Raw genomic sequence first — 12,251 nt, forward strand, 5'->3', positions numbered from 1 at the left:
CCGACGCCCGCGACGCGCCGGTCCGTGCCGCCCGCGTGGGGCGGTGCGTTCGCGCGCGGGATGCCGCGCGCCGGCCGGCCCGGTCGCGATCGGCGCCAGGGTGGTTTTCCTCCTATATCGGCGGCCGACGAAGAAACTTGAGGGTGGCGATTCAGAATTCGTGAGGAAGCCGCGGGCATGCCGCATCCGGCGGCCCGCGCGGCGCCTCAGGTTGGCGACATCAGATCGAACATCAGGCCGGCAGCCAGCGCGGCATCACGATGCCTTGCCAGACGAAGAACACCGCCAGCCCGACCGCGATCGTCAGCAGCGGGCGGCGCGTGGTGGCCGACACCAGCACGGCGGCGAGCGCGCCGATCAGCTGCGGGTTGCGCCAGCCCAGTTCGAGGCCGCCGCCGTGCGGCGCGACGGCCATCGGCACGGTGATGGCGGTCAGCACGGTCACGGGCACGAAGCCGAGCGCGGTGCGCACGAGCGGCGGGAACACCAGCCGCTCGCCGAACAGGAACAGCGTGGTGCGAATCGCGTAGGTGACGGCGGCCATGCCGAGGATCAGCAATACGTAGCGCATCACGAGGTGGCCTCCTCGCAAGCGCGGCTGCGCGCGCGGGCGACGTCGCGCAGCGACAGCGCGACGCCGACGGCGACGCCCGCGATCACGGCCGCGAGCAGGCCGAGCTTGTACGGCAACGCGTGGCAGAGCTGCGCGATCACGCCGGCGGTGGCCGCCGCCGCCAGATAGCGCAGCGCGACGAGCTGCGGCACCACGATCGCGATGAAGGTGGCCGCCATCGCGAAATCGAGGCCGAGCGACTGCAGGCCCGGGAACGCGGCGCCGAACAGCAGCCCGATGAGGGTCCAGAGCTGCCAGTTCAGGTACATCGCGACGCCGGAGCCGAGGAAGTAGTGCGGGCCGACCTCGCCGGGCTGGTGGTGGCGATAGCGCGCGTAGACCACCGCGAACACCTCGTCGGTCATCACGGCGCCGAGCGTCGCGCGCCAGCGCAGCGGCAGGTGGGCCACGTAGGGCGCGAGCGTGGCCGAATAGAGCAGGTGGCGCAGGTTCACCACGAAGGTGGTGGCGACCACCACCAGCGCGCTGGCGCCGCCGGCGATCAGGCCGATCGCGATGAATTGCGCCGAGCCCGCGAACACGGCGAGCGACATCAGTTCGCCATGCCACCACGCGAGCGGGCCGGCGGTGACGAGCGTGCCGAAGATCACGCCGAACGGCGCCGCGCCGACCATCATCGGAAACGTGTCGCGCGCGCCGTCGGCGAATTCGCGCAGCGGCGGCCGCGCGGCGGGAGAGCTGGAATGAGACGGGTTCAACGGTGATTCCTCCTGGACCGCGGAGGATAAGGGAGTGCGGCGCGGTGGTCTTGTACGTTCTTGCGCGACGTCACGGCAGCGCATCGGCGTGGGCGCGCGCGGTGGTCCGCCGGCGTGGCCTATTTCCGGATGCCCTGCCAGCGGCCCGGCGATACCCCGAACATGCGCTTGAAGTGCCGCGTGAAGTGGCTCTGGTCGACGAAGCCGCTGGCCGCGGCGACCTGCGCAACCGGCGCGCCCGCGCGCAGCGGCGCCAGCGCGCGCTGGATGCGCAACTGGTTGCGCCACGCGTGCGGTGCCATGCCGGTCGCGCGCGTGAAGAGCCGCGCCGCGTGGAACGGCGACAAGCCCACCGCCTGCGCGAGTTCGGCCAGCGTGACGGGCGCCGTCAGGTCGGCCGCGAGCCGTTCGCGCATGCGCGCGATGCGCGGCTCGTCGGCGACCGGCACCGCGGCGCGCGGCCGTTCGATCGCGTGGCGGACCAGCAGCGTGGACAGCGCATCGAGCATCGCCATCTCGGCCTCAAGCGGGGCGGCACCCACGGCGGGGGTGGCCAGCTCGACGCTGACCTCCGGCGGCGCCTCGGCGCCGGGGTGGGCGATATCGATGCCGCTCGCCTCGAGCAGGCGATACGCGAGCAGCAGCCGATGGGCGAAGTCGGCGTCGTCGATCGCGTCGTCGGGGAACCAGGGCACCGGCTGCGGCTTGCCGGCGATCTCGTCGGCGAGGGCGCGCAGGAACTCGATCGGCACGTAGGACACGCGATAGCGCCAGCCGTCCTCGGTGGCGCGCGAACCGGTGTGGATCTCGCCGGGATTGATCACCGGCACGCTGCCGGTGTCGGCCAGGCGCTGGCCGCCGCGATAGGTGTAGCGCTCGGCGCCGGTCTCGATCACGGGCAGCGTGTACGCGTCGTGCCAGTGCGGCGGGAACGAGTGGTCGCGGTAGGTGGCGGTCACGAGGTCCGCGCCCGGCAGCAGCGGCGTGCGCCAGTAGCGGGCGGCGTCGGGGAGGCGGACGGAGCGCATGGCCGGGGCCGGGGCGAGGTCGGTGGCGGCGGTCGCGGCTTACTTGAGCGGAATCGGCGTGCCGTCCGGCACGGGCACCGCCGTCACGCTGTTCTTCGCGCTGCCGCTCACGATCCGGTCGCTGTAGGTCAGATAGACGAGCGTATTGCGCTTGCGGTCGACCACGCGCACCACGTGCAGCGTCTTGAACACGAACGACAGCCGTTCGTTGAACACGTCGGTCTGCTGCTTGAGCGGCTGCGTGAAATGGATCGGTCCGACCTGGCGGCACGCGATCGACGCCTCGGTCGGATCCTCGGCAATGCCGAGGCTGCCCTTGATGCCGCCCGTACGCGCGCGCGACACGTAGCAGGTCACGCCCTGCACGAGCGGATCGTCATAGGCTTCGACGACGACGCGGTCCGAACCGGTCAGGCGGAAGTTCGTGTTGACGCTGGCGACTTCCTCGGCATGGGCGGCGAAGGGAATCAGCGAGACGATGGCGCAGGACGCGAGGGCGGCGGCAAGATGACGGTTCATGGGCGGCGGGCGCGAGATGCGGGCGGAGAGCGACAGGGAGTTCGACTCTAGCACGGCCGGTGAGGGCGGACGGCATCGCCATGGAAGCATGGAATCGGGCGACATCCTCCCGTTTCCAGCGCCGCCCGATTCGATGCATCGTCATCGACATATCGATATCGAAATGCCAAAGCAAAAAGGCCCGTCGAATGACGGGCCTTTCGCTGTCTGGCTCCCCGACCTGGGCTCGAACCAGGGACCTACGGATTAACAGTCCGGCGCTCTACCGACTGAGCTATCGGGGAATAAATCGGTACTGTGTTTGTTCTTGATGCAGAAACCGGCTGGCTACGCCACGCTGGCCTCTGCATTTTTTTGGCTCCCCGACCTGGGCTCGAACCAGGGACCTACGGATTAACAGTCCGGCGCTCTACCGACTGAGCTATCGGGGAACAAACAGCAGAGAAACGAGATTTTATGAGGCGGTGCCGGGGGTGTCAAGCCCTCGCGCTAAATTTCTGCGAGGGGCTAGCCGGACGTTGGCCGGCCGCGACACGCTCCGGGGGAGATCAGCGTTCGAGCAGATGCAGCTTGTCCTGCACGTCCTTCCACTCGTCGGCGTCGCCGGGCGCGGGCTTGGTCTTCGTGATCGACGGCCATGCCTTGGCCAGCTCCGCGTTCAGCGGCGTGAACTGCTGCTGATCGCCAGGAACGTCTTCCTCGGCATAGATCGCATTGGTCGGGCACTCGGCCACGCACACGGCGCAGTCGATGCATTCGTCCGGGTCGATCGCGAGGAAATTGGGACCTTCACGGAAGCAATCCACCGGGCATACATCGACGCAATCGGTGTATTTGCACTTGATGCAGCCTTCGGTCACAACGTGAGTCATTCAAAACGCTCCTGCTTGGCGAATATGTGTGTGGGGGAGGCGAGCTTTGCGCCAAATATGCCATTGTAACTGAAGCGGAAAACCGGTATCCAGCCGGCCCGAAGCGGTCTTATATCGTTTCGTGATTAGTTTATGTCGGACCGAGGTCGCTGCGACGAAGTGTCCCTCCTCGCATTCGGGTAACATGCGGCAGGCAGATCGGGCAGCGCGCGGGCGCGCGTCGCCTTCGGGCTCGGCTCGCTCCGGATTCCGCTGCTCCCGCTGATCCCGTTTTTGGCAGTCCCGAATCATGATCATTACCTCGCTGCTCGACACCGATCTGTACAAGTTCACGATGATGCAGGTCGTCCTGCATCATTTTCCCGCCGCCAACGTCGAATACCGCTTCCGCTGCCGCACTCCGGACGTCGATCTCGTCCCCTACATCGACGAGATCCGCGACGAGGTGCGCGGGCTCTGCCATCTGCGCTTCTCCGATGCCGAACTCGACTACCTGCGCCAGATGCGGTTCATCAAGAGCGATTTCGTCGATTTCCTCGCGCTGTTCCACCTGAGCGAGAAGTACATCGAGATCTCGCCGTCGCCGAAGGGCAACGGCGAGATCGACATCGCGATCCGCGGCCCGTGGCTGCACACGATCCTGTTCGAGATCCCTGTGCTGGCGATCGTCAACGAGGTCTATTTCCGCAACACGCAGAGCGACCCCGACTACGGTGAGGGACGCGGGCGGCTGCGCGAGAAGATGAAGCTGCTCGGCGCGCGCCCCGAGTTTGCCGACTGCAAGATCGCCGACTACGGCACGCGCCGCCGCTTCTCGAAGGTCTGGCACGAGGAAGTCGCGCTGACGCTGCGCGACGGGCTCGGCGAGCAGTTCGCCGGCACCAGCAACGTCTATTACGCGATGCGGCACGGCATCACGCCGCTCGGCACCATGGCGCACGAATACCTGCAGGCCTGCCAGGCGCTCGGCCCCCGGCTGCGCGATTCGCAGATCTACGGCCTCGAGATGTGGGCCAAGGAATACCGCGGCGATCTCGGCATCGCGCTGTCGGACGTCTACGGCATGGACGCGTTCCTGCGCGACTTCGACATGTACTTCTGCAAGCTGTTCGACGGCGCGCGCCACGATTCCGGCGACCCGTTCGAATGGGGCGAGCGCATGCTGCGCCATTACGAGGCGAACCGCTGCGACCCGCGCACCAAGGTGCTGGTGTTCTCCGACGCGCTCGACATCCCCAAAGTGCTGCAGCTCTACGAGCGCTTCCGCGATCGCTGCAAGCTCGCGTTCGGGGTGGGCACGAACCTGACCAACGACCTCGGCTACCGGCCGCTGCAGATCGTCATCAAGATGGTCCGCTGCAACGGCCAGCCGGTCGCGAAGCTGTCCGATTCGCCGGGCAAGAGCATGTGCGACGACAAGGCCTATCTCGCCTACCTGCGCCAGGTGTTCGGCATCGCGCAGCCGGTCGAGGACGACGCGGGAAAATAGGCAAGCAGGCAAGCGGGCGGCACGACGACCGGCGCCCCCGGCCGTTCGGCCGGCGCCGTCGCGCGCGAGGGCGCCGTTATAATCGAACCCGATCGTTCGTCATCGCCACGCTCACGAGGACCACTCATGGACACGTCGGCCGCCCGCCGCAACATACTCGCGCGCATCCGCGCCGCGCAGGGACGCCCCGCCGAGCCCGAAGCCCACGAGCGCGAACAGGCCGCCGATTATCTGACGCGCCACCCGGCCGGCCCGCGTCCGCCGATGCCGGCCGATCCGGCCGCGCTGGCCGGGCGTTTCGCCGAGGAAGCCGCGCGCATGTCCACCACCGTCGCGTTCGTCGACACGCTCGATGCGGTGCCGGCCGAGGCTGCGCGCTATTTGCGCGAGCAGGCGCTGCCGCTGCAGGCGATCGCCTGGCGCACGCTCGACGGCCTCGACTGGCAGGCGGCCGGCCTCGAGGTCGCGCCGCGCAAGCCCGCCGACGGCGATCTGGTCGGCATTACCGGCTGCTTCTGCGCGACCGCCGAGACCGGCTCGCTGGTGCTGCTGTCCGGCCCGGACACCTACGTGTCGGCCGCGCTGCTGCCGGAGACGCACATCGTGGTGGTACCGGTCTCGCGGATCGTGGCCGGCCACGAGGACGCGTTCGCGCTGATCCGCGCGGAACGGGGCGAACTGCCGCGCGCGGTCAATCTGGTGTCGGGGCCGTCGCGCACCGGCGACATCGAGCAGACCATCGTCCTCGGCGCGCACGGCCCGTATCGCGTTCACGCGATCCTCGTGCGCGGCGCATGACGGCCATCGCGCGGCGCCACGCCGCTTTCCGTTTCCCCCTTCCCGACACGTTCTCCGCGTTCCTTGCGCGCCTCGCGCTCGTCGTTTCCGGCGGCGGTGCCCTGCCGTTCAGGCTCGTCGCGTTCATCGCGCTGGCGCTCGGCATCGCGCCCTCGGCCGCTTCGGCGGCCACGCTCGACGGCGCCGCGCTGTCCGCGCTGTGGGGCATCCCGTTCGCCGGCATGCTGCTGTCGATCGCGCTGTTCCCGCTCGTCGCGCCCGCGTTCTGGCATCACCATTTCGGCAAGATCGCGGCCGGCTGGGCCTGCGCGCTGCTCGCGCCGTTCGCGGTCGTGTTCGGCGCGGCGACGGCGGGCGCCACGCTGGTCCACGCGCTGCTCGAGGAATACGTGCCGTTCATCGTGCTGCTGGCGGCGCTCTACACGGTGGCGGGTGGCATCTGCCTGCATGGCCAGCTGCGCGCCTCGCCCGCGCGCAATACCGCGCTGCTCGCGCTCGGCGCCGTGCTGGCGAGCGTGATGGGCACCACCGGCGCGGCGATGCTGCTGATCCGCCCGCTGCTGCGCGCGAACGCGGCGCGCCCGCGCGTCGTGCATGTCGTGGTGTTCTTCATCTTCCTGGTCGCCAACGCGGGCGGCGCGCTCTCTCCGCTCGGCGATCCGCCGCTGTTTCTCGGCTTCCTGAACGGCGTCGATTTCTTCTGGACCACGCGCCACCTCGCGCTGCCGACGCTGTTCGTCTGCGCCGTGCTGCTGGCCGTGTTCTACCTGCTCGACGCGTGGCGCTTCCGCCGCGACGGCGTGCTCGGGCGCGCGCTCGATCACGACAAGGACCCGCTCGACCACGAGGCCGACGACGCGCGGGCCGTCGCGCTCGGGCCAAACCGGCCTGGCGCGCAACAGGCGGCCGGCGCGCGGCTGTGGCTCGACGGCAGGATCAACTTCGTACTGCTCGTGGCGATCGTCGTGCTGGTGCTGATGAGCGGAATCTGGAAGCCCGGCATCGAGTTCGAGGTGGCCGGCACGCAGGTGGCGCTGCAGAATCTGGTGCGGGACCTCGCGCTGGTGGTGGTCGCGCTGCTGTCGCTCGCGGTCACGCCGCGCTCGGCGCGCGAGGGCAATGCGTTCGACTGGGCGCCGATCAAGGAGGTCGCGAAGCTGTTCGCCGGCATCTTCGTGACGATCGCGCCCGTCATCATGATCCTGCGCGCAGGCGCAGACGGCGCGTTCGCGCCGATCGTCCATCTCGTCACGGGCGTCGACGGCGAGCCGATCGTGCCGATGCTGTTCTGGGCCACCGGACTGCTGTCGTCGTTCCTCGACAACGCGCCGACCTACCTCGTATTCTTCAACCTCGCCGGCGGCGACGCGGCGAGCCTGATGACGACGGGCGCCGCGGCGCTCGCGGCGATTTCGGCCGGCGCCGTGTTCATGGGCGCCAACAGCTACATCGGCAATGCGCCGAACTTCATGGTCAAGGCGATCGCCGAGGCGCGCGGCATCCGCATGCCGAGCTTCTTCGGCTATCTCGGCTGGTCGTTCGGCATCCTGTTGCCGGTGTTCGCGCTGGCGACGTGGCTGTTCTTTTCCGCCTGAACGGGCGGGTTTCGGCAGGTATGGGTTGCGTGTCGCGGCCCGGCGGGGCCGAGGCACCGGCGGTCGCACATGCTCGACGGAGACGGGTTATGCAGAAAATCCTGGTGGCGCGTTCGATCTTTCCGGACGTGATCGAGCGCCTGAAGCAGCATTTCGAGGTGGACTGGAACGACGGCGACGCGCTCGCGCCCGACGCGCTGCACGCGCGGCTCGCCGACAAGGACGGCGCGCTCACCGCGGGCGATCCGGTCGGCGCGGCGGCGCTCGCGGCGGCGCCGAAGCTGCGCGCGGTCGCGAACATGGCGGTCGGCTACAACAACTTCGACATGGCCGCGTTCAACGCCGCCAACGTGCTCGGCACCAACACGCCGGACGTGCTGAACGAGACCACCGCCGATTTCGGCTGGGCGCTGATGATGGCCACCGCGCGGCGCATCGCCGAATCGGAACACTGGCTGCGGGCGGGCCGCTGGCAGAAGTGGTCATTCGACAGCTTCCTCGGCGCCGACATCCACGGCGCGACGCTTGGCGTGATCGGCATGGGCCGCATCGGCCAGGCGATCGCGCGCCGCGCGCGCGGCTTCAACATGCGCGTGGTCTATCACAACCGCTCGCGCGTCGCGGCCGCGATCGAGGCCGAGCTGAACGCCGAATATCTCTCGAAGGAAGCGCTGCTGAAGCAGGCCGACCACGTCGTGCTGGTACTGCCCTACACGAAGGAGAACCACCACACGATCGGCGCGGCCGAGCTCGCACTGATGAAGCCCACCGCGACGCTGACCAACATCGCGCGCGGCGGCATCGTCGACGACGCGGCGCTGGCCGTCGCGCTGCGCGAGCGCCGCATCGCGGCGGCCGGCCTCGACGTGTTCGAGGGCGAGCCGAGCGTGCTGCCGGCGCTGCTCGAGGTGCCGAACGTCGTGCTGACGCCGCACATCGCGAGCGCGAGCGAGGCCACGCGCCGCGCGATGGCGAATCTCGCCGCCGACAACCTGATCGCGGCGCTCGGCGAAGGCCCGCGTGCCGGCCGCCCGCCGAACCCGATCAATCCCGACGTGCTCGGCAAGGCACGCGCATGACGCCGTGGCTGCTCGGCGCGATCGCGCTGCTGGCGGTCGCGCTCGTGATCGCGCTGGTGGTGGTCTGGCGCGGCGCGGGCCACGCCGGCGACGGCATCGGCTGGCTCGGCGAGCGGCTCGACGAGGTGCAGGACGCGCATGCGCACGCGCTCGAACGGCTCGAACGCGCGCTGCGCGACGAGTTCGCGGCGGGCTCACGCGGCGCGCGCACCGAACTGGCCGGCAGCTTCACGCAATTGCAGCAGATGCTGGCTGCGCAGCTGACCAGCGTGGCCACCGTGCAGAACCAGCAGATCGACGGCTTCGCGCAGCAGCTCGCGAAGCTGGTGGCCGCCAATACCCAGCAGTTCGATGCGATGCGCGACGGGCTGCATCAGCAGGCCCAGCTCGCGCGCGACGAGCAGGGCGCGGCGCTACGCCATTTCGGTGCGGTGCTGACCCAGCAGCTCGCGCAGCTCAGCGAAGCGAACGACCGCCGCATGGGCGAGGTGCGCGCGACGCTCGAACAGCGCCTGAAGGACATCGAGGCGAACAACGCCGCGAAACTCGACGAGATGCGCCGCACCGTCGACGAGAAGCTGCACGCAACGCTCGAACAGCGACTCGGCGAATCGTTCCGCCTCGTCTCGGAGCGGCTCGAGCAGGTGCATCGCGGGCTCGGCGAGATGCAGACGCTGGCGGCCGGCGTCGGCGACCTGAAGAAGGTGCTGACCAACGTGAAGACGCGCGGCACCTGGGGCGAGGTGCAGCTCGAGGCGCTGCTCGAACAGATGCTGACGCCGGACCAGTACGCGAAGAACGTCGCGACGGTGCCCAAGAGCAGCGAACGCGTCGAGTTCGCGATCCGGCTGCCGGGCCGGCAGGCCGACGCGCAGCCGGTCTGGCTGCCGGTCGACGCGAAGTTCCCGCGCGAGGATTACGAGCGGCTCGTCGATGCGCAGGAGCGCGCGGACGCCGCCGGTGCCGAGGAAGCCGCGCGCGCGCTCGAAGCCCGCGTGCGCGCCGAGGCGAAGACGATCGCAGAAAAATACGTGGCGCCGCCGCACACCACCGATTTCGCGCTGCTGTTCCTGCCGACCGAGGGGCTCTATGCCGAGATCCTGCGGCGCCCCGGGCTCACCGACTTGCTGCAGCGCGACTATCGCGTGACGGTGGCCGGCCCGACCACGCTGACGGCGCTGCTCAACAGCCTGCAGATGGGGTTCCGCACGCTCGCGATCGAGCGCCGGTCGAGCGAGGTCTGGCAGGTGCTGGGCGCGGTGAAAACCGAGTTCGGCAAGTTCGGCGAGGTGCTCGCGCGTACCAAATCGCAGCTGGAGACGGTGACGCGCTCGATCGAGGCGGCCGAGCAGCGCACGCGCGTGATGAATCGCAAGCTCAAGAAAGTCGAGGCGCTGCCCGGTGAGGATGCGGCCGGATTGCTCGGCGGCGCGGCCGGCCCGGCGGGCGATGGCGAGGATGCTTGAGGGCTTGTCGTGGCGCGCCTGGTGCCGGCATGCCGGCCCGGGGGCGCGGCGTGTCCGCTCAGGGCGCGGGCTGAGAGACGGCGCGCGCCGTCCGGCTTGTATGTTTAAACCAGACCAGTACGGTAAAGTCTGACGGTAGCCAGACAAGACCGTGCAGTTTGTCCGCCGCTTGGGCGTTCGAGCCCGTGACTGAGTAAAGAGCGCACGGTCGCCGTGCTGGTCTTCCCGAAACCCGAACGGTTACGCGCCCCGGCACCGCCGAGTGCGCATGTACAAGCATGGGATCCGAAGATCATGTCTGCTCCTTCCTTCGTCACGGTTGGCATCGATGTGGCCAAAGCCCACGTCGATGTCGCCTTGCTGGGCGCCCGTCTGGACGCTCAACGCTTCAACAATGACGCCGACGGCCATACGGCGCTGGCCACGGCATTACAGCCATTGGGCATCGATCTGGTCGTCATGGAAGCGACCGGTGGCTATGAAGCCGAATTGGCCTGCGCTCTGCAAGGTGCTGGCTTGCCGGTGGCCGTCGTCAATCCCCGCCAGGCTCGTGACTTCGCGCGTGCCATGGGCAAGCTCGCCAAGACCGATTCCATCGACGCCCGCATGCTCGCCGAAATGGCCTCGGTGCTGGTGCGTCGTGAAGATCTGTCCCGCTTGCTGCGCCCCGTCTCCGACGAGCGCCAGCAGTGGCTTGCTGCTCTGCTGACGCGCAGGCGCCAGTTGATCACCATGCTCTTATCCGAGCGGCAGCGGCTGCAAATCACGCCCGAGCGTTTGCATCCCAGTTTGCAGGCCATCATCGCCGCCATTCAGGCCCAGCTCGACGACATCGATGCTCAAATGGTCGGCCACGTTCGCGAACACTTTGCTGAACTCGACCGATTGCTGCAATCGACTCGCGGCATCGGCCCGGTATCCAGTGCCTGCCTGATTGCTCAACTGCCGGAACTGGGCAAGCTCAATCGTCGCCAGATTGCGGCACTCGTGGGCGTTGCCCCTGTCGCTTGCGATTCGGGCTCGCGCCAAGGACGACGACGTGTGCAGGGCGGGCGCTTTGAAATTCGCCGCGTGCTGTACATGGCGACGCTCACTGCAACCCGCCACAACCCGGCTATCAAGGCCTTCCATCAACGTCTCAAAGCAGCCGGCAAACTGCCCAAGGTCGCGCTGGTTGCCTGCATGCGCAAGCTCCTGACCATGCTCAATGCCATGGTCAAATCCAACACCCTTTGGGACGATTCGCTTCATCTCGCTTGACTCGAGACACGGTTACTCAGTCGTCGTCGTGCAGCGATTGCGCGAGCGCGTCGAGCGCGTCGCCCGTCACGCGCACCACGCGCCAGTCCGGCAGGACCACGGCGCCCATCCGTTCGTAGAAATCGATCGCCTGGCGGTTCCAGTCGAGCACCGTCCACTCGAAGCGGCCGCAGCGGCGTTCGACCGCGAGCGCCGCGACCGCGCGCAGCAGCCGCGTGCCGAGCCCGGTGCCGCGGCAGGCCGGCTTCACGTAGAGATCTTCCAGATAGAGGCCGCGCTTGCCGACGAAGGTCGAGTAATTCTGGAAGTAGAGCGCATAGCCGACCAGGTCGTCGTCATGCGTGGCCACCAGCGCGCCGGCGGCCGGATTTTTCCCGAACAGGGCATCGGCCAGATCGGCCTCGGTCGCGACGAACAGATGCGTCAGCGACTCGAATTCGGCGAGTTCGCGGGTCAGCGCGATGAGTGCCGCGACGTCGCTCGGTGCTGCGTCGCGGATCTCGAATTTCATGCTTCCTCCGGCACGTCCGACAGCACGATCTCGATACCGCCGAAGCGCGACGCGACCCAGTTGTAGGCGTGGCAGGCGATCCACAGCAGCACGAAGCCGATGATCGCGTTCAGCAGCAGCGCGCTGAAGATGGTGCTCAGCTCGACCGACCCGTAGCGCACGAACGCGACGACGATGCCGAGCAGCACGATCGGCACGCTGAACGTCAGGTAGACGAGGATCAGTGCCTTGGCCGTCTGCCCTGCCGCGATCGAGGAGATTTGCTTTTTCATAATCGAGTTGCCCCGTAAGTGCTGAAAATA

Annotated in this window: 13 protein-coding genes and 2 tRNA genes; 6 read left to right on the forward strand and 9 right to left on the reverse strand. The window is 68.3% G+C overall.

What is annotated here, in order from left to right:
* Positions 1–232 precede the first annotated feature (232 nt).
* From bpln_RS04710 to fdxA, 7 genes are all read right to left on the reverse strand, one after another.
* Positions 233–571: an AzlD domain-containing protein gene (locus bpln_RS04710; RefSeq protein ID WP_042624202.1), complete on the reverse strand. Its 339-nt coding sequence runs from the start codon at positions 569–571 to the stop codon at positions 233–235.
* On the reverse strand, positions 571–1,332 hold the full coding sequence (locus bpln_RS04715; RefSeq protein WP_055138191.1) for an AzlC family ABC transporter permease: 762 nt from the start codon (positions 1,330–1,332) through the stop codon (positions 571–573). Before bpln_RS04715 ends, bpln_RS04710 begins: the two co-directional genes overlap by 1 nt.
* A gap of 119 nt (positions 1,333–1,451) precedes the next feature.
* Entirely contained in the window at positions 1,452–2,360 is a 909-nt protein-coding gene (locus tag bpln_RS04720) for a helix-turn-helix transcriptional regulator (protein ID WP_055138192.1), read from the reverse strand.
* Positions 2,361–2,399: 39 nt separating this feature from the next.
* Entirely contained in the window at positions 2,400–2,879 is a 480-nt protein-coding gene (locus bpln_RS04725; protein WP_042624205.1) for a CreA family protein, read from the reverse strand.
* 208 nt (positions 2,880–3,087) lie between these two features.
* Positions 3,088–3,163 (reverse strand) — tRNA-Asn (locus bpln_RS04730).
* 71 nt (positions 3,164–3,234) lie between these two features.
* Positions 3,235–3,310: transfer RNA gene (locus bpln_RS04735), tRNA-Asn, on the reverse strand.
* A gap of 117 nt (positions 3,311–3,427) precedes the next feature.
* Positions 3,428–3,751 carry a ferredoxin FdxA gene (fdxA, locus tag bpln_RS04740; protein WP_025098982.1) on the reverse strand — a complete coding sequence of 108 codons (324 nt, stop codon included), beginning with the start codon at positions 3,749–3,751 and terminating at the stop codon, positions 3,428–3,430.
* Between the two features lie 289 nt (positions 3,752–4,040).
* On the opposite strand from fdxA, the gene pncB reads away from it, so the two are divergent.
* From pncB to bpln_RS04770, 6 genes are all read left to right on the forward strand, one after another.
* On the forward strand, positions 4,041–5,240 hold the full coding sequence (gene pncB, locus bpln_RS04745) for a nicotinate phosphoribosyltransferase (RefSeq protein ID WP_042624206.1): 1,200 nt from the start codon (positions 4,041–4,043) through the stop codon (positions 5,238–5,240).
* A 126-nt stretch (positions 5,241–5,366) separates the two neighbouring features.
* Positions 5,367–6,038, forward strand: a complete 672-nt coding sequence (locus tag bpln_RS04750) for a LutC/YkgG family protein (RefSeq protein WP_055138193.1) — start codon at positions 5,367–5,369, stop codon at positions 6,036–6,038.
* A gap of 101 nt (positions 6,039–6,139) precedes the next feature.
* On the forward strand, positions 6,140–7,633 hold the full coding sequence (locus tag bpln_RS04755) for a sodium:proton antiporter (RefSeq protein WP_420807357.1): 1,494 nt from the start codon (positions 6,140–6,142) through the stop codon (positions 7,631–7,633).
* 89 nt (positions 7,634–7,722) lie between these two features.
* Positions 7,723–8,712, forward strand: coding sequence for a 2-hydroxyacid dehydrogenase (locus tag bpln_RS04760; protein WP_055138194.1), 990 nt, complete (start codon positions 7,723–7,725; stop codon positions 8,710–8,712).
* Entirely contained in the window at positions 8,709–10,178 is a 1,470-nt protein-coding gene (locus tag bpln_RS04765; RefSeq protein WP_042624209.1) for a DNA recombination protein RmuC, read from the forward strand. Before bpln_RS04760 ends, bpln_RS04765 begins: the two co-directional genes overlap by 4 nt.
* A 294-nt stretch (positions 10,179–10,472) precedes the next feature.
* A complete protein-coding gene (locus bpln_RS04770) occupies positions 10,473–11,438 on the forward strand; it encodes an IS110 family RNA-guided transposase (RefSeq protein ID WP_055138195.1) in 966 nt (321 codons plus the stop codon).
* Positions 11,439–11,454: 16 nt separating this feature from the next.
* Here bpln_RS04770 and bpln_RS04775 read toward each other — a convergent pair whose 3' ends face one another.
* Positions 11,455–11,949 (reverse strand): GNAT family N-acetyltransferase, encoded by a 495-nt coding sequence (locus bpln_RS04775; protein WP_055138196.1) that lies wholly within the window; start codon positions 11,947–11,949, stop codon positions 11,455–11,457.
* Complete coding sequence (locus tag bpln_RS04780) at positions 11,946–12,221, reverse strand: hypothetical protein (RefSeq protein ID WP_012735005.1); 276 nt, start codon at positions 12,219–12,221, stop codon at positions 11,946–11,948. Before bpln_RS04780 ends, bpln_RS04775 begins: the two co-directional genes overlap by 4 nt.
* Between the last annotated feature and the right edge of the window lie 30 nt (positions 12,222–12,251).

The organism is Burkholderia plantarii (genome assembly GCF_001411805.1).
In the GTDB taxonomy this organism is placed as follows: domain Bacteria; phylum Pseudomonadota; class Gammaproteobacteria; order Burkholderiales; family Burkholderiaceae; genus Burkholderia; species Burkholderia plantarii.

Bases quoted from the DNA above. Each gene is read 5' to 3' on its own strand.
- bpln_RS04725 (WP_042624205.1), bottom strand. From the start codon at position 2,879: ATGAACCGTCATCTTGCCGCCGCCCTCGCGTCCTGCGCCATCGTCTCG.
- bpln_RS04770 (WP_055138195.1), top strand. From the start codon at position 10,473: ATGTCTGCTCCTTCCTTCGTCACGGTTGGCATCGATGTGGCCAAAGCC.
- fdxA (WP_025098982.1), bottom strand. From the start codon at position 3,751: ATGACTCACGTTGTGACCGAAGGCTGCATCAAGTGCAAATACACCGAT.
- bpln_RS04765 (WP_042624209.1), top strand. From the start codon at position 8,709: ATGACGCCGTGGCTGCTCGGCGCGATCGCGCTGCTGGCGGTCGCGCTC.
- bpln_RS04710 (WP_042624202.1), bottom strand. From the start codon at position 571: ATGCGCTACGTATTGCTGATCCTCGGCATGGCCGCCGTCACCTACGCG.
- bpln_RS04775 (WP_055138196.1), bottom strand. From the start codon at position 11,949: ATGAAATTCGAGATCCGCGACGCAGCACCGAGCGACGTCGCGGCACTC.
- bpln_RS04720 (WP_055138192.1), bottom strand. From the start codon at position 2,360: ATGCGCTCCGTCCGCCTCCCCGACGCCGCCCGCTACTGGCGCACGCCG.
- pncB (WP_042624206.1), top strand. From the start codon at position 4,041: ATGATCATTACCTCGCTGCTCGACACCGATCTGTACAAGTTCACGATG.
- bpln_RS04760 (WP_055138194.1), top strand. From the start codon at position 7,723: ATGCAGAAAATCCTGGTGGCGCGTTCGATCTTTCCGGACGTGATCGAG.
- bpln_RS04780 (WP_012735005.1), bottom strand. From the start codon at position 12,221: ATGAAAAAGCAAATCTCCTCGATCGCGGCAGGGCAGACGGCCAAGGCA.
- bpln_RS04750 (WP_055138193.1), top strand. From the start codon at position 5,367: ATGGACACGTCGGCCGCCCGCCGCAACATACTCGCGCGCATCCGCGCC.